Origin of the sequence: Citrifermentans bemidjiense Bem (assembly GCF_000020725.1) — a bacterium.
In the GTDB taxonomy this organism is placed as follows: Bacteria; Desulfobacterota; Desulfuromonadia; order Geobacterales; family Geobacteraceae; genus Geomonas; species Geomonas bemidjiensis.
Genome location: NC_011146.1, coordinates 2,411,004 through 2,428,859 on the forward strand (window position 1 = coordinate 2,411,004; position 17,856 = coordinate 2,428,859).

At 61.4% G+C, this 17,856-nt stretch carries 17 protein-coding genes; 7 read left to right on the top strand and 10 right to left on the bottom strand.

The annotated features are described in order from the left end of the window. The first annotated feature begins 94 nt into the window (after positions 1-94). The gene (locus GBEM_RS10455; RefSeq protein WP_012530520.1) at positions 95-1,405 is read left to right on the top strand and encodes an electron transfer flavoprotein subunit alpha; all 1,311 of its coding nucleotides are present in this window, start codon (positions 95-97) and stop codon (positions 1,403-1,405) included. Between the two features lie 39 nt (positions 1,406-1,444). After that, on the top strand, positions 1,445-3,436 hold the full coding sequence (locus GBEM_RS10460) for a (Fe-S)-binding protein (RefSeq protein WP_012530521.1): 1,992 nt from the start codon (positions 1,445-1,447) through the stop codon (positions 3,434-3,436). On the opposite strand, the gene GBEM_RS10465 is transcribed toward GBEM_RS10460, so the two are convergent. Then, positions 3,428-4,315, bottom strand: coding sequence for a hypothetical protein (locus GBEM_RS10465; protein WP_012530522.1), 888 nt, complete (start codon positions 4,313-4,315; stop codon positions 3,428-3,430). The genes GBEM_RS10460 and GBEM_RS10465 overlap by 9 nt on opposite strands. 221 nt (positions 4,316-4,536) lie before the next feature. Here GBEM_RS10465 and GBEM_RS10470 point away from each other — a divergent pair, with 221 nt between their 5' ends. Further along, complete coding sequence (locus tag GBEM_RS10470; protein ID WP_226373851.1) at positions 4,537-5,301, top strand: DNA/RNA non-specific endonuclease; 765 nt, start codon at positions 4,537-4,539, stop codon at positions 5,299-5,301. 27 nt (positions 5,302-5,328) lie between these two features. On the opposite strand, the gene GBEM_RS10475 is transcribed toward GBEM_RS10470, so the two are convergent. The 4 genes from GBEM_RS10475 to GBEM_RS10490 all read right to left on the bottom strand — a co-directional run bounded on the left by GBEM_RS10475 (position 5,329) and on the right by GBEM_RS10490 (position 10,032). Then, on the bottom strand, positions 5,329-6,861 hold the full coding sequence (locus GBEM_RS10475; protein WP_012530524.1) for a S10 family peptidase: 1,533 nt from the start codon (positions 6,859-6,861) through the stop codon (positions 5,329-5,331). Positions 6,862-7,054: 193 nt separating this feature from the next. Next, positions 7,055-8,527, bottom strand: coding sequence for a DUF3443 family protein (locus GBEM_RS10480; protein WP_012530525.1), 1,473 nt, complete (start codon positions 8,525-8,527; stop codon positions 7,055-7,057). Beyond that, positions 8,514-8,978, bottom strand: coding sequence for a DUF2844 domain-containing protein (locus GBEM_RS10485; RefSeq protein ID WP_012530526.1), 465 nt, complete (start codon positions 8,976-8,978; stop codon positions 8,514-8,516). The genes GBEM_RS10480 and GBEM_RS10485 overlap by 14 nt, the downstream gene beginning before the upstream one ends. A 379-nt stretch (positions 8,979-9,357) precedes the next feature. Beyond that, on the bottom strand, positions 9,358-10,032 hold the full coding sequence (locus GBEM_RS10490; RefSeq protein WP_012530527.1) for an OmpH family outer membrane protein: 675 nt from the start codon (positions 10,030-10,032) through the stop codon (positions 9,358-9,360). Positions 10,033-10,205: 173 nt separating this feature from the next. Here GBEM_RS10490 and GBEM_RS10495 point away from each other — a divergent pair, with 173 nt between their 5' ends. Genes GBEM_RS10495 through GBEM_RS10510 form a run of 4 tightly spaced genes read left to right on the top strand, consistent with a single transcriptional unit; the run spans position 10,206 to position 12,049 of the window. After that, on the top strand, positions 10,206-10,496 hold the full coding sequence (locus tag GBEM_RS10495) for a hypothetical protein (RefSeq protein ID WP_012530528.1): 291 nt from the start codon (positions 10,206-10,208) through the stop codon (positions 10,494-10,496). Positions 10,497-10,515: 19 nt separating this feature from the next. After that, complete coding sequence (locus GBEM_RS10500; protein ID WP_012530529.1) at positions 10,516-10,782, top strand: zinc ribbon domain-containing protein; 267 nt, start codon at positions 10,516-10,518, stop codon at positions 10,780-10,782. A gap of 7 nt (positions 10,783-10,789) precedes the next feature. Further along, the gene (locus GBEM_RS10505) at positions 10,790-11,659 is read left to right on the top strand and encodes a hypothetical protein (protein WP_012530530.1); all 870 of its coding nucleotides are present in this window, start codon (positions 10,790-10,792) and stop codon (positions 11,657-11,659) included. Between the two features lie 3 nt (positions 11,660-11,662). Next, the gene (locus GBEM_RS10510; protein WP_012530531.1) at positions 11,663-12,049 is read left to right on the top strand and encodes a type II toxin-antitoxin system YhaV family toxin; all 387 of its coding nucleotides are present in this window, start codon (positions 11,663-11,665) and stop codon (positions 12,047-12,049) included. Between the two features lie 110 nt (positions 12,050-12,159). On the opposite strand, the gene GBEM_RS10515 is transcribed toward GBEM_RS10510, so the two are convergent. From GBEM_RS10515 to GBEM_RS10535, 5 genes are all read right to left on the bottom strand, one after another. Continuing rightward, positions 12,160-12,840 (bottom strand): 4'-phosphopantetheinyl transferase family protein, encoded by a 681-nt coding sequence (locus GBEM_RS10515; RefSeq protein WP_012530532.1) that lies wholly within the window; start codon positions 12,838-12,840, stop codon positions 12,160-12,162. Further along, the gene (locus tag GBEM_RS10520; protein ID WP_012530533.1) at positions 12,837-13,829 is read right to left on the bottom strand and encodes an NAD-dependent epimerase/dehydratase family protein; all 993 of its coding nucleotides are present in this window, start codon (positions 13,827-13,829) and stop codon (positions 12,837-12,839) included. Before GBEM_RS10520 ends, GBEM_RS10515 begins: the two co-directional genes overlap by 4 nt. Then, a complete protein-coding gene (locus GBEM_RS10525; RefSeq protein ID WP_012530534.1) occupies positions 13,826-15,466 on the bottom strand; it encodes a fatty acid CoA ligase family protein in 1,641 nt (546 codons plus the stop codon). Before GBEM_RS10525 ends, GBEM_RS10520 begins: the two co-directional genes overlap by 4 nt. Before the next feature lie 4 nt (positions 15,467-15,470). After that, positions 15,471-16,373 carry an alpha/beta fold hydrolase gene (locus GBEM_RS10530; protein WP_012530535.1) on the bottom strand — a complete coding sequence of 301 codons (903 nt, stop codon included), beginning with the start codon at positions 16,371-16,373 and terminating at the stop codon, positions 15,471-15,473. Positions 16,374-16,627: 254 nt separating this feature from the next. Further along, a complete protein-coding gene (locus GBEM_RS10535) occupies positions 16,628-17,671 on the bottom strand; it encodes a 3-oxoacyl-ACP synthase III (protein WP_012530536.1) in 1,044 nt (347 codons plus the stop codon). Positions 17,672-17,856: the final 185 nt, after the last annotated feature.

Consider the following 17,856-nt stretch of genomic DNA (forward strand, 5'->3'; position numbering starts at 1 on the left):
CGCTCCATCCCCCAGCGGGGGAGGGTTGGGGTGGGGGAAGGCAACGTGCCACGTCGGCCACATTATAAGATCAGCGATCACAGAAGGTGACCCAATGAGCGAACCAGCAAAAGTGAAGAAGCCTCGCGGCAAGGCGCGGGTGATAGCGGGGAAATGCATCGCCTGCGGCGCGCGCTGCCAGAGCGTTTGCCCCATAAACGGCGTGGAGATGAGCGAACAGGGCGAACCGGTCATCGAAACGGAAAAATGCATCGGCTGCGTCAAGTGCGTGAAGGCCTGCCCCGCCGGCGCGCTGGAGATGTTCTACACCCCGGAAGAGTTGGCTATCATCGCGAGCTTCGAGAAGCACGGCGGCGAGGAGGTCGACGAAGAGGAGCTTGAGCGTCGCAGGAATGTGGCGGCCTACAAGGGGGTCTGGGTCTTCGTCGAGCAAAACGACGGGGAGGCGGCGAAGGTCTCCTGGGAGTTGACCGGCGTGGGGCGCGAGCTTGCCGATACGCTGGGGGTACCGCTCTCCGCGGTCATCATAGGGAGCGGCGTGGATCATCTAGCCGACACCGCCTTCAGCTACGGCGCCGACCAGGCCTACCTCATCGACGACCCGGTGTTCCGCCAGTACCGGACCGAGCCGTTCCTCGCGGCGATGTGCCACCTGATCGAAAAGCACAAGCCCGAGGTGGTCCTCATGGGGGCGACCGGTATGGGGCGCGACCTGGCCGGCGCGGTGGCAACCCGCGTCAAGACAGGCCTCACCGCCGACTGCACCGGACTAGGCATCGACGCCAAGGGAAACCTGATGCAGACGCGTCCGGCATTCGGCGGCAACATCATGGCGACCATCATGTGCGACCGCTTCCGCCCCCAGATGGCCACGGTACGCCCGCATGTCATGCCCATGCCGCAGCAGCGCGCAGGTGCGAAGGGCACTATCATCCCGGAGAGCTGTCCCATCCCGGAATCCTCGATCTTCACCCGGGTATTGGAAGTGATCACGGACAAGGGGGGGAAGGACAAGGTCGACGTGGCGGGAGCCGAGTTCATCGTCTCCGGCGGCCGTGGACTGATGGCGAAGGAAAACTTCGCCCTGCTGGAGGAACTCGCCGAGGAGTTGGGCGGGGTGGTGGGGGGCTCGCGCAGCGCGGTCGACGCGGGGTGGCTGCCGCAGGACCGGCAGGTGGGGCAAACGGGCAAGACGGTCCGGCCCAAGATCTACATCGCCTGCGGCATCTCCGGCGCCATTCAGCACTTGGTCGGCATGCAGGATTCCGACGTCATCGTCGCCATCAACCGCGACCCCGAAGCGCCTATCTTCGAGGTGGCGACCTTCGGCATCGTCGGGGACCTTTTCGAGGTGGTGCCGGCCCTGACTGCCCGGGTGCGGGAAATGAAACAGCTGAGAAGCTGAAGCGCAAGTAAACCTTCGATCCTGCCGGGAGTCATACCTATGGAACATACTTTTTTCGCTGTCCTGCTGTCGCTTTCCATGGCTGCTTTTGCCTTCAGTTGTTACCGCCGGCTGGCGCTGGTGGCCATCGGGAAGGAGGAATACCGCTTCGACCAGCCGCAGGCCCGTTTCAAGGAGATGCTCGTCTACGCCTTCGGGCAGAAAAGGGTGATGAGCCGCCCCTTCGGCCTCAACCACGGGGTCATCTTCTGGGCCTTCCTGGTACTCGCGGTGGCAAACGTTGAATTCCTTGTGTCAGGCATACTGCCGGGCCTCTCTTTTGCGCTTTTGCCTGAACCTTTGCACGGCACGCTCGCGTTTGTGTTCGAAATCTGCTCGCTGGTGGTACTGGTCGCGGTGGCTGTCGCCGCCGTGCGCCGCAGCATAAACCCGCCGTTCCCGGGGGCGCGTACCTTCGAGGCCTACTTCATCCTCTCCATGATCGCCATCCTTATGTTGGCCTACTTCGGGATGAATGGCGCCCTTATCGCTTCCGGTGCGCGCGAGTCCACCTACCTTACCCCGGTGTCAAACCTCTGCGCCAGCCTGCTCTCCTGGACCCTAGCCGACGCCCAGCTGAATCTCGCCGCCAGGGTGTTCTGGTGGATTCATGCCGTGGTGTTGCTGGGGTTCATGAACTATCTTCCCTACAGCAAGCACATGCACATACTTACCGCCATACCTAATGTCTTCTTGCGGAACATGGGCAAGAGCAACACGCAGCCCCGCGAGGAATTCTGCGAGGGGAACAGCTTCGGAGCGGCAACCGTTGACCAGCTCACCTGGAAGGACCTGCTCGATTCCTTCTCCTGTACCGAATGCGGCCGCTGCCAGGACTCCTGTCCGGCAGCAACCACAGGAAAGACGCTCAACCCGCGGGAGGTGATTCATGCCATGAAAGAGAACCTGCTGCAAAACGGGACCGTGCTGGAGAAGCTTGCTGGAGACGCTCAGGCGGAACGAGCCGTCTCGCTGATAGGGGAGGGGAAGAAGGGAGCGACCCCGGAATCCGCCCTTTGGAGCTGCACTTCCTGCGGCGCCTGCATGGAGGCGTGCCCGGTCTTCATCGAGCATCTGCCGAAGATCGTGAAGATGCGGCGGCACTTGGTGCAGATGGAGGCGAAGTTCCCCGACGAGCTTTTGAACTTATTCGAGAATATGGAGCAGCGCTCTAACCCCTGGGGGATGGCCCCGTCGGAAAGGAGCAAGTGGAGCTCTCAGCTGGAGCTACGCCCTTTCGTGGCGGGAGAGACTGAGTACCTCCTCTTCGTCGGCTGCTCGGGCGCCTTCGATGCCAGGAACAAGCAGGTGAGCGTCGCCCTGACCCGGGTGTTGGACGCTGCGGGCGTTTCCTATGGCGTCCTGGGCAGGGATGAGAAATGTTGCGGCGAGAGCGTGCGCAGGTTGGGCAACGAATACCTCTTCGACCTGATGGCGCGGGAAAGCGTGGCGCAGTTCCGGGAGAAGGGGGTAACCAAGGTCATCGCTCAGTGCCCTCATTGCTACAACACGCTCAAGAACGATTTCCGGCAGTTCGGGCTGGAGCTGGAGGTGCTGCATCACAGCGAGTTGATCGCCGGGCTTCTTGCTTCGGGTGAGCTGCAACTGGAGGGAAGGATGGAGGAGTTGGGAAACCTGGTCCTGCACGACTCCTGCTACCTGGGGCGCCATAACGACGTTTACCAGCCCCCGCGCTCGGTGGTACAGGCGGTAACCGGTAAGGCAGCAGGCGAAATGGAGCGCAGCCGCGATAAAGCCTTTTGCTGCGGCGCCGGCGGTGGGCGGATGTGGCTTGAGGAGCACGAGGGAACACCGATCAACCGGGCGCGCGTCGCGGAGGCGCTGGCGTTGAAACCGGATACCATCTGCGTCAGCTGCCCTTTCTGCATGACTATGTTCGAAGACGGGGTGAAGGAGGTGCCTGGCACCGGGGTTCAGGTAAGAGACTTGGCCGAGTTGGTGGCCCAGGCCCTCCCCAAGACATCAAAATAAAGAAGCGTTGCGCTTGGAAGGTGTTTCCTCCAGCCACTTCATGACGGAGAAGGCATGGTCCTCTTTCATGTACTGGTTGGAGTAGAGATACACCGCCTGGGTTTCGGGGTGGATCAATTTCCTTATGTCCGTGAATTCGGGATGGTTCAGGACCCGTACTATGCAGGGCTCTAGTGAAGCGTGTGGAATGCCGAAAACCTGGCTTGTGAAGGCCGTGATATTGATGGGCCTGGGGTAGATCCTTGACTCTTCTCTGACCGTATGCGCGATGGTGGTGCAGGTGTCGTTGACGGCGGTCCGTGCCAGAAGCACGGCGTATTTGTCGGTGATGTGCCGGTCGCTGTAGAGGTAGAGCGCGCCGCTGCAGGCGGAAACCGTTTGCACGTCGCGGTAGCATTCCTGGGCTTGCATCTCGTTCATGATGGAGCAGATCTTGACCGTCCGCATCTCCGGCCACAGCGCGTAGATTGCGTTCAAGGGGGTGAGGGAAATGGTGACTCGCGAGTCTCGCCGGATTTTCTCGGCGATGATGTGCTTCATCTCTTCGATGCGACCCTTGGCCTCGGCGTCGGTGGCCGACATGTGCGCCAGGGAGTAGAAAAAGGTCTGACGCGAAGAGGTCATGATCGTCTTGATGTCCCGGTAGGCCGCATCGTTTGGCATCCTGGTCCGCACCGCTTTGTGAATACTCTCAGGCAGGTCCTTGGCCAGAAGTGTCAGCATCTCTCCCGGAGTCAAAGAGCCGTGCTTTTTGGAGTTGCTTCTGACTGTGTGTGCGAACTTTGCCATTACCTCGGCAACCTGCTCTTTGACCGTTATTTCGTCGGCAGTCTCTACCTCCTGCCTCCCTTCGACACCCGTTTCAAGTCCTTGGTACATTGTCAGTACCACCTCTCGTATTTTTGTTAGAACTGTCTAATTCAGATTCTTATGATAATACATATTTCTCCTATGTAAACCTCCCCACGGATTTTTTGCCTGCTGATGCAGACCTGCTTTAGAGATCCCAGATAATGTTGGACCGCTCAAAGTACTCCTGCTACACTGCGCACCTGTCAGCACCCGGCTCTGACCGGCATCCTTTCCTCTTAGTGGTATTCATGCGTCGACTCTGTCTTCATTCCTTGTTGCTGGTACTGTTTACCGCTGTTTCCGTCTTTGCCGGCCCCCTCGACGACTGCCGCGAGTACACGCAGTTTGGCGTCCCTGGCACCTCTGGCGATCTCCTTTGCCGCAAGGGATACCTGCTCTCGCACGACGCCAAGCGCAAGACCCCGGTCTGGGTCGTCGAGCGCATGACACGGGAGCGGCTAAAGGCGGTCCTGAAGCGCTCCGACCGTTTCGTGCCTGATGCGGAACTGCCCAAAGGGCAGCGGGCGGAACTGTCGGACTACAAAGGATCGGGATACGACCGGGGGCACATGGCCCCAGCGGCGGACATGGCATGGGATGCAGCCGCCATGTCGGAGAGTTTCTATCTATCCAACATGGTTCCCCAGGCGGGGGAGGGGATGAATCGTGGTATCTGGGCCGAGTTGGAAAAGAAGGTGCGCCAGTGGGTGGAGAAGCGGGGGGGACTTTACATCTACAGCGGGCCGATCTACGGCGAAGGTGAAGTGAAAACCATCGGCCGCAACAAGGTGGCAGTACCGGATGCTCTTTTCAAAGTGGTCCTCGATCCGGTAAGGCACGAAGCAATCGCGGTGGTCATGCCCAATCGTCCGCTCGACACCCGCGACATGCCGAAGTACCTGGTTCCGGTCCGCGAGGTGGAAAAACTGACCGGCCTTGAGTTCTTCTCCACACTTCCCCAGGAGGAGCAGGACCTGATCGAGGTTCCCAAGCCTGAGGCCCTGTGGCAATAAAAAAAAGGAAAAGTAGCCTGTCCCCCTTTATCTTCTCTTCACCGCGGCGCCGATGAACTCGGCCGCATCCTTTTTCAACTGAGCCAGTGACTCTTTTTCCAGATACATCATGTGCCCCGAGCGGTAACGTCGCACGGTGATGTTCTTCTTCAACTCCGGTGCGACCCCGAGATGCGCCACGGTGTAGTCGGTCGCGAAATGCGGGGTTGCCAGGTCGAAGAGCCCGGAGGCGATGAACACGCCGAGGTAACGGTTCTTCGCCATGGCGTCACGGAGATTCTCGCTTGTGTCGGCGTAGCTGTTCTTCGCCTCCCAATCCCAGCGCCCGATGCCACCCCCAAGGACGAAGTATTCCAGGTCGCTGTGGTAGTTGAGTTCATCCCGCAAGTAGAGGTTGACGGCGGAGGTGAAGGGCGAGCGTATGGTGCTCACGGTGGGATCGAAGGGGAACGATTTGCTGGGGGCTGTGTTCGGGGCGCTGAAGCGGGTATCCATGATGCCGGTGATCCTGCCGTCGCCCCGCAACAGTTCGGCTGCGAAATCCCGGCTGTCGATGCGCAGGTTGCGGTTCTCCACGAAGCTGGCGCTAAGGCCGGTGAAGTGGGCAAGCTTTTCGGACACGGCACGGCGTGCCGCCGGATCGAGGCGGTCCCCCTGGTTCAGCGCCGTCAGGTAGTCGCTTGCGGCCCATTTTTCCGCGTCTGCCAGGGTCCGTTCCAGGTCTCCCTGCAACTCGGGCGCAAGCTTCTTGTGATACCAGGCGGTTGCCGTGTAGCTGGGAAGGAAGAGGGAGTAGGGGAGATCGTTGCCGAAGTCGAAAGAGACGGTCTGCAGGTTGAGGATGGACGATATCAGCAACACCCCGTTCAAGGCGATGCCATGCTCCAGAAGGGATTCAGAAAGCGCTGCCGACCGGAAGCTCCCGTAGCTCTCGCCAGCCAGAAAGAGCGGGCTTCTCCAACGCTGGGTCTTGCTGAGGTAAAGCCTGATGAACCGCGTCAGGGAGTCGATGTCGGCTTGAACGGCGCTGAACTTCTTGGCCAATTCCGGTTTCGCCGCCCGGCTGTAGCCGGTGCCGACAGGGTCGACGAAGACGAGGTCGGCAAGATCGAGCCATCCCTGTTCGTTGTCTACCAGTTGGAAGGGGGGCGAAGGCATGTTGCCGTCCGGGAGCATCTGTACCCGCCTGGGCCCCATGGCCCCCAAGTGCAGCCATACCGCGGCCGCTCCCGGTCCGCCGTTGAAGACGAAGATTAACGGCCGATTGGCATCGCGTTTTTCTGCGTTGTAGGAGACGTAGAAGATCTGCGCTTCGGTCTCTCCGGCATCGTTTAACAGGGGGAACTCTCCGGCGGTGGCAAGGTATCTGATCTCCTTGCCGGCAATGCGCGTGCTGTGGGCGGTTGTGACCGTCCGCCCAGGCGTTGCCGACCCTGGTAAGGATTCCGACTTGGCGGCGCCTTCCGCCGTTTTCGAGGCAGCCGTTTCGGCGCAAAGCGTTGTTGCCGGTAGCAGGGTTCCCATCGATAAAGCGAGGAGCATCAGTAAAGGTTTGATCAAGGTATCCCTCCCAACCGCAGCGGGCCCGAAACGAGAGTCCGCTGCCATCGCATCGACATTATTACAGCTTTTCGCTCCCATGAATCTATCACAGTAAACCTTCTAACGAAAGCGCGGCATAGGGTAGAAAAAGAAGCACCTTGCCCCGCTGCAGGCGGCAAGGTGCTGTTGGGACGATGGTGGGAGGGTTCGGTCAGTAGGCGACGTAGGGACCGTTGCCGAGGGTGGAGCTCTTTTGCTCAAGGCCGAAATAAACACTTCGTCCCAGGAAGAAGGGGAGGCCCCAGTCGAACCCGAAGGTCGAGGGACCGCCGACGTCGTTGAAGACGTTGTTAGGGGAATTGGCCAGGGTGACGAAATTGGAGATGTTGAACCCTACAGTGTTGGTGGGGGTCCCCCCGATGCCGACGTTGGTGGCGAACAGAGCGCGCGTGGCGGGCGGGCAGAACCAGTCGGAGTTCGGGGAGGCGCAGACAGGCAGCACAGAGGGGTCTGCGTTCGGGAAGAACAAACCGTTCGAGCCGGTGTCGAAGAAACTGATCGTGTTGACGCCGTTGAATATGGTCCTGATGTCGCCGAATTGGTCCGTCGGGAAGGCGATGGGCGAGGCCGGCGTGTTGTTGGTGCGCGTGCCGATGCCGAAGATCACCGAGCCGCTGACCGACGGCGCACCCACCCCTACCGGGACTGCCGGCAGCTGCACTATCAGCCCGTTATTGTCCACCGGCAGGCGGGCCACCGGGTTTTGCACCTGGTCTGCCAGGGGAACCGTGGTTCCGACACAGCTGGTGCCGGTGCAGCGGTAATAAACCCCGTTGTTCGCGGTCACGACGCACCCCGGGCCGCAGTCCTCCGTTAGAACGCCGACGCCGAGGATGCCCGAAAATCCAGAGGAGACCGGCGTGGGATCGGCGTTGGCGCAGGGGAGGGGAAGGGAGCCGAAACTTGAATCGATGACTTGAATGGGGATCTGCACCGCGGGTTCATTGCCGAGTTTCACCGCAGCCGTCATGATCGGTCCCCACAAGGAGCTTCCGTCGGCAAACTCGACGCAACCGGTGAGGGAGCCGCTGCCGCTTGCCACTGGAGTAAGCGAAAGGTTGCTGATTGCCTGCCGGAATACCCGCAGCCCGTAGCTCCCGGTATCGAGCAGGACGTCGTTGACCGTCTGGCAGGCGGAGAGGTCGGGATTGCACACGGTCACGCTCACGCACGGCTTATTCAGGTAGCTCCCGGCAGAGCAGAGTCCGCCGTTCACCGATACCGCCATCACGTTCGCCGGGACCCCAGCCGGCGAGGCGGTTACCGTCGTGGAGCCGGTAAGGCCGCCGAAAGACGCGTTAATCAACGAGCTCCCCGCGGCGACGGCGGTCACGGTCCCCTTCGCCCCGGTGGCGTCGCTTACGGTGGCGACGGCGGGGGCCGTGGAGGTCCAGGTGGCGAGAGCTGTCACGTCCTTGGTGCTCCCGTTGGAAAAGGTTGCCGTCGCGGCGAACTGCGTCGACGCGCCGATGTCTTGCGAGGAGTTGGCCGGCGTGACGGTTAGGGAGCTCAGAGTCGGAGCCGGAGCGGGGTTGTTGCCCCCTCCGCCTCCCCCGCCGCAGCCGGGCATGATGATGAACGACAGCAGGAAGGTCCAGATCGCCAGTAGGTTAACGGATCTCATTGAGGTTCACTCCTTGAGGGACCAGTCCAGGCAGGTAGGCCCTCCCCTGTAGGTTTCGCATATGACCCCATGTCTCGACCACGACCCGGTTCGACTTCACCTGGGTCTGCCTGTGTCCGCGCTTGCGTTGCTGCTTGGATAGGGCCGTACGGTACTCCTGGTCGTAGGAGCCGAGCAGTTGAGTGAGATCCGGATGGACCAGCCCGTTCCAGGCAACGGCGAAGACGATGCCCGATGGCGTCTGGTACTCACGGACGGCTGTCGTTTCCGAGGTCATCTCCTGCATTGCGTATTTTGTGCGATGGATTGTGCTGCGGGTGACCGTGGATAAGGCTTTGCTGTCTTTCGCGATGGAATCGCCCCTCTCTCCGAGCGTTGCCTGCGCCTGTGGGGCTACCCAAAGCAACGCCAGAGCCATGCAAAAAGGTGTGATGCCGCGTCTAACTTCCATGTCCGCCCCCGAATCCTGAGTGAAATTTGGCTCCCACAAAAAAAAACTTTTCCATTGTATCACGCAAGATTAATTTTCCTTTACGTTGTTGTTTATTTTTCGCTCGGGAAGGGCGCGGTCGGGGGGGAGGGGGACTGGCTCCGCAAGGTGCCTGTCCCCCCTTCTTTCTTGGATCTGCGTTTCTCACTCCCCCTCCGGGGGCGGGAACTCGATGAGATAAGCTCTGCCTCTGTGTAAATCGGGGGGCGCAGGGCAGAGGGCCAGAGGAGCGGCAGGAAATGGGGGAAACAGCTGCGGAATGAAGGCGAAAAAACAAGGGGAGAAACAAGAACAGGGGCCGTAAGGCCCCTGTTCGCGTAAAGCATGCTGTGGTGAGATATTACTTCGCCGGTTTCTTGTCCATGTACTGGATGATCTCGGCCGTCAGGTCCTTGGGTTTCAGCTCTTCCGCCAGGTAGAGCACCGCCTTTTCTTCAACCACAATGGCGAAACCGTTGGCCTTGCCGTAAGCGGTCGCGGCTTCTTTAATCTGCGCATAGACCTGGCTGGTCAGTTTTTCCTGCATTTCCGCCATTTCCGACTCGCTCGCGCGCACCATCTTCTGGAAGTCCTCGACCTTTTTCTGGAATTCCGTCCCCTTGGTCTGGCGCTCTTTCGGGGTCATGGTGGGAAGCTTCGACTCTATTGCGGCCTTTTGCTTCTCAAGCTGCTTCTGCTTTGCGTCGATTTTTTCGCGCAGCTTGGCAGACCGTACGCTCAGCTTGCCAGTGGCGGCCTTCCCCTCTGCGGTTTCGGAGGCAACTTTGTTCAGGGTTATGAAGCCGACCTTCACCTCTTTTCCAGCAGTGGGAGCCTGGGCTATTTTCTCGTCTTTAGCCGCAGGGGGTTGCGCTGCGGGCGCCGCCGGAGTTGCGGGAGCTGTAGTCGCCGCTGTTTCTGCTGGCGCCTGTTTCGCTGGTGCTGCGGCTGACGGTTGAGCATCCGCGGCAAAACCGTGACTGGCGATGAGGGAGGTGAGGGCGGAACCGATTAGCAATGCGGCGAACCTGTTCATGTATGGGTCCTCTTAGCTTTTTAGTGATGACTGCAGGGGAGAGAGCATAGTGCCTTTGCTTCTATTTGGCAAACAAGAAGTGAGGTCAATTCAATTATCCATGTCACAGGACAATGGATATTGACTCAAATACTTGCCGCTGTTACCATTCCCCCCTCAAGGAGGAGCGTGGTATGCCCGATATAACACAGAGACTGAAGTCATCGATAGAAGCAGGTGCCGCCGACCGTGATCTACTGGCAGAAGCGCTGAGAGAAATTACGGAGCTGAGAAAGAAAAGCGACGCACTGGAAGAAATCCTGATTGTGCTGGTGCGCACCCAATTGCCGTTCGATGCCGAGGAAAACAGGGAAGAAGCTATCGCACATTTCAGTGAGCGTTACCGCAACGCCACGCGCGAGGCGTCCGACCTACTCGGGCTGAACCTGCGCAGCACTATAACCAGGACAGAGCCGAGGACGTAGCGGCACTAAGGGAGGATGCATGACGGACGACATTCGCGGGTGGATTTTTATAGCTGTCTTCTTCCTGCTCCCGGGGCTGATCGGCGCCTGGACCGCCTGGTCCAAGGGGCGCAACCCTTTCACCTGGTTCCTGCTTAACTTCGTGTTTCCCCCCACCTTGATGGTGACCCTGTTCCAGAAGCCCTTGCGCCCTGTCTCCGGCCATTACCGGCAGTGCCCGAAATGCAAGGAGTTCATCAAGTGGCGTGAAACTGTGTGCAAGTACTGCCAGACCGAGCTCGTTTGAGTTGGCCATGTTCTGGAAGAAGCAAACAGATTTCACGCAACTTTGGAGCGAACTCTCCCTTTTCACCCGCAGGGATGTGACCCAGGGAATCAAGCTTGCCAAGTACAAGAAGGCGGCCGGTTCCCTGCTGAAAAGCGACCCCGTCTCCGGGCACGCGCTTATGGGGCTGGTCGCCTGTCTGGAGCACGACCTCTCCTCCATGCACGCCCAGCACCTGAAGGCGATCGAACTCTCCCAATCCTGCCTGCCGTTGATGTACTACGCCCTCTCCCTCGAAAAAAGCTGCCTCTGGAACGAGTGCGCGAAGTACACGCTGCTCGCCCTCGACCTCGCCCCCCAGGATCCGAAGCTCCTGAACGCCGCCCTGCGCATCGCCCCCCTGACGGGGAGGTTTTCGCTTCAAAAAAGGCTGCTGCAGCAGTGGCAGGAAAGCCACGAAGGGGTGCGGCACCCGGACCAGGGGCATTTCGACGCGCTCAACGGCAGCCTCGCCAAGCACGGGCTCCTGGAAAAGGACCTGAAGCAGGTGATAACCGCCGTGGGGGACGCTTTCTGCGAGAGCGACGCCATTCTCCTCAAGCACCGCTACGAGCTGGTGCCCCTGAAAGACGGCACCTTTTTCATCCACTACCGTTTCCTGCTCCCGGACAACCTGGTCGCCTCCTATTACGAGGATCTGATAGCGGCGAAACTCGACGCTGCCGCCTGCCACCCGCGCATCTTCGACGTTTTCTCCTTCTCAGTCGAAAACGAAACGATGTACGAGCTGTACGACTACATGGATCGGGAGTTGGGGGAAAGCGCCGACACCATCAAGGTCCCGGACCCGGAGCAGATAAAGCTGATCGAGGAGCTGGTGGCAGGCGTGGAGGTCTGATCGATGGTGAGCAACGAATCGCGCATCCGCTTTCACGCGGCGTTCCAGCAGGTTCTGGACGAACTGGTAACCGCCGTGGCGAAGGAGAGGGAAAGGGATCCCCAGAACTACAAGAAATCGCCCCAGGCGAAGCTGTTGGCGCGTGTCTACAAGACCATCAAGGACGAGGTCCCTGCGGACCCGCAGCACCCGAGCTTTTATCAGGGGGAGACGCCGGGGCACGTCTACCGGCAGTGGAGGCGGGCTAAGCCGGACGAGCAACATCGCCTTTTCTTCAAATGGGATCGGGAGAGCAACGCGATCATCTATGCCTGGATGAACAGCGAGGTCAGCCTCACCAAGTACCGCAGCCACATGGACGCCTACCGGGCCTTTCGGGTTAAGAAGTGAAGGGGCACGGGTCCGCTTCGACCTCTCCCCCTCCCTAGACGGGAGGGGGGAGTCATAACGATGGACCGAGCGAGGGTAACGGCGAAAGTGGGGGCGGGTGCTGTTCGTGATCAGTGGTTCAGAACGGCGATAGCGGCGCAGTAGCCGGTTTGGACGGGTAGATCGTGCAGGCGCCACCTGCCGACGTCCTCCGGCGTGATCCGGTGCGCCAGGAGCGCCGGCTTTTCTCCGGGCAAGAGCGACATGTCGAAGCAGGTGGAAGGTTGCGAAAAGCCGGTGCCGATTCCCTTCAGGTAGGCTTCCTTGCGGGTCCAGCAGCGGTAGAAAGCGGTCAGTTGCTCTTTCCAGGGCAGGCTGAACAGCTCTTGCTGCTCGCGGGGAGAGAAGTAGCGCCGGGCTATGGGCGCGAAGTCGAGATCCGGCCGCAGCTCTTCCAGGTCCACCCCCACCTCGCCGCTGAAGACGACGCCGACCAGAAGGCATGAACCGGAATGTGACGCGTTGAAACCTATGGGACCGTTTGCGGCATCACGCTGCAGCGACGGTTTGCCGTGTTCCCCAGAAGCAAATCCGATTTCCCGCGCTTCTTCCCCGGTCACCCCCCCCAGCAGTTCGCGCAGTATCCCTCGCCCCACTAGGAATCGCTCTCTTTTTACCGGGTCCAAAAGACGATCACCCCGCAGCAGTTCATCCGGCGAGAGGTGGGCGAACAGACGCTTTCTTTCCGCTTCGGAGCGGTCCAGGGAAGCCAGCTCGAAGAAGACTCCTTCCTCGCCCGGAACCGGTATCAACGACCTTGCCTCAGGGCGTCTTGCAGCAGCCTAAGCCCTTCGTCGATGGATATGCGGGGGTGGTAACCGAGATCGGCGCGCGCAGCGGAGAGGTCGAACCAGTGCGCCGTGGCCAGTTCCTTGGCTACGAAGCGGGTCATGGGGGGCTCGCCGGAGAGGCGCAGCATCTTCCAGAGGGTCTCGCAGACCACGCCGGCGCCGTAGGCAAGGCCCGGGGAGACCTGGCGCGTTATCGGGGGAAGCCCTGCCGCCGCGAGGATCCGGTTCACCATCTCCCAGAGCGGGATGGGTTCGCCGTTGGAGATGAAATACGCCTTTCCCGCCGGCGCGCTTCCGGCTTTCAGCCGGTCAGCCGCGTTCAGGTGCGCCTCGGCGGCGTTCTCGACGTACACCGTGTCCACCAGGCAGGGGCGGTTGCCGATCCGCTTCAACGCGCCCGATCGCGCCTTCGCCACGATGCGCGGCACCAGGTGGTTGTCGCCGGGGCCCCAGATCAGGTGGGGGCGCAGCGACACGGTCGCCAGCTCAGGTGCATTGGCCGCGAGCACCGCCTGTTCGGCCAGTGCCTTCGTGTGTGGGTAATGCGCCTCGAAATGCGCAGGGTAGGGGAGCGACTCGTCCCCTCCCTCCACGTCGGATCCGTCGAAGACGACGCTTGGGGAGCTGGTATAGACGAGCCTTTCGATGCCGAGCCTGCGGCAGGCCTCGATGACGTTTTCGGTGCCGGTGACGTTGGCGCGGTAGTACTCCTCGAACTCCCCCCAGATCCCCGCCTTCGCGGCGACATGGAAAACGACGTCGCACCCCCGGGCCGCGTCCGCCACCGCTTCCGGATCCGACAGGTCGCCCCGGCGCTGTTCCACGCCCAGCAGGGCCAGTTCCGGGTACTCGCCGCGCGAGAAGCTGACCGCCTGGTCCCCCCGGGCCAGCAACTGGCGCACAATGGCCGAGCCTAAGAAGCCCCCGCCGCCGGTCACGAGAGCCTTCATTTGAGCCTCGCAGCCGCCCAGACCGCCAGTTTTTCCCGAAAGATCTTGGCGTTGTGACGGATGTCCACCGGGAAGGCCGGGTGGAATAGTATGGTTTCAATCGACTTGGTGTGGATGTGGTCCTGTGCGTATGAGAGAAGCTCGGCCCGGACCAGTTCAGGATCCACCTTGACGTCCTTTTCCAGCTCCACGCAGAGCACGGGCTTCAGCTCGCCGGGTGCTCCCACCCCCACCAGCGCGGTGCGGAACACCGCCGGGTGGGCGTTGAACACTGCCTCGCACGGGATAGTGTAAAGCGGCCCGGACTCGGTCTCCACGCGGTGCGACTTGCGTCCGCAGAACCAGATCCTACCTTCCTCGTCGCGCCCGCCCAGATCCCCCATGCGGTGGAAGAAGGAACCTGTCTCGGGATCGGCGATCTTGGAGAGATGGTCCGATTCCGGGCGGTTGTAGTACCCCCTGGTGACCTGCTCCCCCTGCACCACGATCTCGCCGATCTTCCCGGTCGGTACCCGCAGCGATTCGTGCCAGCTGCAGATAGGGTCGTCGCTGATCTGGACGATCTCCAGTCGGATCCCCTCGACCGGCCTGCCGACGCAGACGCCGCCGCCGGCATCGGTGATCTTCCGGGTGGTTTCCAGGATCTCGGTGCTGCCGATGGAGCAGACGGGGAGCGCCTCGGTGGCGCCGTAAGGGGTGAAGACCTGCACGCCGGGGTTCAGGAGCGAAGTGAAGCGCTCCAGTACCGCAGCCGACACCGGGGCGCCGGCCGAGATGGCGCGTCTCAAGGTGGGAAGCTTCACCTGGTGCTGCACCCCGTAGCGCCCGACCCGGTTAATCAGTGCGGGTGAGCCGAACATGGTGGTGACGCCGTAGGTATGGATGGCGCCGATGATCTTCTTCGGGTCCACCGACCCCGGGCGGGTAAAGTCCATCTCCGGGATAACGGCGGTCATGCCGAGGGCGGGGGCGAAAAGGGCGAAGAGCGGGAAGGTAGGGAGGTCGATCTCGCCCGGCTCGATGCCGTAGACCTGCTTCAGCGCCTGCACCTGCGCCGCGAAATTGCCGTGGCTGTAGACCGCCCCCTTGGGAACCCCAGTGCTGCCGCTGGTGAAGAGGATGGCGGCGACGTCATCGGAGCTGGTCGGGGCGGGGACGAAGGGGGAAGCGTCGGTGTGCTCGTCGATGATCCTGTTGAGGGTGGTTCCTTCCCAGAAAAGGCGCGGACCGACGGTGATCCAGGTCCGGATGGTCTCCTTGCCCCAGCCGAAGATCAGCCGCGCTAGGTGCGCCTTGGGGATGCCGATGAAGGCGTGCGGCTGCGCCTCGGCAAAGCACTGCTTCAGGTTCTTGATCCCCAGCCCCGGGTCGATCAATACCGGCACCGCGCCCACCTTGAAGAGCGCGAAGGTAAGAGCGAAGAACTCCGGGCTAGGCGTCACCATAAGCACAGTGCGCACGCCGCGGCAGATGCCGTTGGCGATCAGCCCCCGTGCGATCCGGTCGCTCAGCGTGTTGAGCTCGGAGAAGCTCAAGCTCCGGTTCTGCTTGGGGAAGATGATGGCCCTCGTGTCGGGCTGGCGCTTCGCCATCTCCGGCAGGTGCGCTGCAATGTTGACCAGTTCGCTCTCTAGCATGGCCTTAACGGATCTCCCCGGGTTTAGTCTCTCGCAGGAATTCGGCAATCATCGGCACGACTTCTTGCTTCATGTCTTCCAGGATGTAGTGTCCGGCGTCGGGGTAGTTCTTCACCTTCGCCTTGGGGAAGCGGCGCCTCCACTCGGCGAGGAAGGTCCGGTCGAACACGAAGTCGAGCTCCCCCCAGAAGATGGCGATGGGGAGATCGGCGAAGCGCTCAAGACCCGCCGCTATCTCGCTCACCAGGTCGTAGTTGCGGTCGCCGGGGGCGAGCGGGATGTCCTGCACGAAGCGCAGCGTGGCGATGCGGTTCGCCCAGGAGTCGTAGGGGGAGCGGTACGCCTGCTGCAGTTCGCAGGGCATCGGGTTTTTCTTGCAGCCGACGATGGAGGCCCCCACGCTGAAGGCGTTGAAGCCGCGCACCAGAAGCGTCCCCAGGGCCGTATCGCGGCAGATCTTCAGCCCGAGCGGGAAGGGCTTCTCCTTGGGGAGATGGAAGGCGGCCGTGTTCAAGAGCACGATGCGCCCGATCCGCTCCGGGTGCCGGTTGGCGTACCCCATGCCGATCATCCCGCCCCAGTCGTGCAGCACCAGGGTGATCTTCCCTTCCGGGTGCAGGTGGTCGATCAGGCGCTCCAGGTCGTCGATGCGGCGCGCGAGCGTGTAGTCGTAGCGGTCGTCGCCGGGCTTGTCCGAGAAGCCGCAGCCGATGTGGTCCGGAACGATGCAGCGGAAATTGTCGCGCAGCGCCAGCACCAGGTTTCGGTAGTAGAAGGACCAGGAAGGGTTCCCGTGCACCATGACCACAGGCTCGCCCGCGCCCTCGTCGAGGTAGTGGTAGGAGAGGCCGCCCAGGTCCAGCGTGCGTCCGGTGAAGGGGTAGTGCGCTTTTATATCAAGAGTCATTAGATACTCACCTGTGTCTGTGTGTTCGTCGGACGCTGAAGGGGACTGGCTCCGCAAGGTGCCTGTCCCCCTGAGCGGGAGTCGCCCGAGCGGGAGTCGTGTTAGTAGCGATTGAGACAACCTTCCCTCACCCCGACCCTCTCCCAAAGGGCGAGGGGGAGCTTGCGGAAGTCTGTGAGTAGCGGGTGAAACAATCTGCCCTGCATCTCTGCGAGATTGCGTGGTTGAGGGGCGGGGGGGGTGAGGGAAATCTTTTACCAATCCACCCCAAGCATCAGGCAGTTGAGTCCGCTCCCTATCCCAAGAAGCGCCACCCGGTCTCCCTCGGAGAGGACGTCCCTCTCATCGGCAAGCGCCGCCGTGAGGGGCAGAGAGACGGTCCCCATGTTCCCCAGGAATTCGTAGCTGGTGAAGTCCTTCTGCAGCGGAATTCCCAACGTCTTCAAGATTGCGCTTTGGTGCGCGCTGCCCACCTGGTGGCAGACAACCCGGTCTACGTCGTGCTCGCCCCAGCCCACCTCGGGAAGAAACTGCTCCCAGGTACGGCGGCCGAGCTCGACCCCATAGTTCATCACGCTGACCGCATCGGTGCTCATGGACTGCGCGAAGCCTCCCTTGCCGTCGGGGGTGATGCCCCAGAGGCAAAGGGCGTGGTGCTCCGGGGCCGCCTGGGTCAGGCCGCCGCGCAGGCGCCGCCTGCCGGATTTGGAGAAGGAGCCGTCGGTCAAGAGCACGGCCACCGCGCCGGAGCCGCCGGTGAGGGTGGCGAGCGAACTGGCGAAGTTCTCCATGCTCCTGTCCTCGAGCATGCGGGCGATCATGATGTCGTTGATTTCCCTGGCGCTCTCGCAGGAGACCACCAGACCCGCGCGGATCTGCCCCAGCTCGATGCGGTTCGCGACCTCGAGGATGCCGTTCAAGACGCCGAGGCAGGCGTTGGAGAGGTCCAGCACCGCGACGTTTCCCGAGATGCCGAGCCCGGCGGCCACGCGGCAGGCGGTGGCAGGTTCGAACCGCTCGCGGCAGACGCCGGTGTAAAGGAGCGCCCCGATCTCGCTGGCAGGGACGCCGGCAGCCGAAAGCGCCTTTTTGCCGGCGGCCACGGCCCCCTTGGAAAGCTGGAAACCAGGCTCCCACCAGCGCCGTTCGCGAATGCCGGTCAGCGCCTGGAGTTGTCCGGGGGTGAAGTGCAGGGTTTTGTAAAGCGGTTCGAGCCGCGCCTCCAGCTCGTCGGAAGTGACGACCACCGGAGCCAGCTCGTAGCCGAAAGATTCGATAAATACCTTGGAATACTTCATTCATCACCTTAAAAACGGAAGCTTAAAATCAAAAAAGCATGACCACAGAGGACTCGGAGGTTCACGGGGGTCACGGAGGAAAACCAAATTCTATTTATTGTTGAACCAGCACCCGAGACCTCAATTACAAGCCTCGCTACACAGGATCACAGAGGAGAGCAGTTCATAGCTCCCTCCCCCCTTGC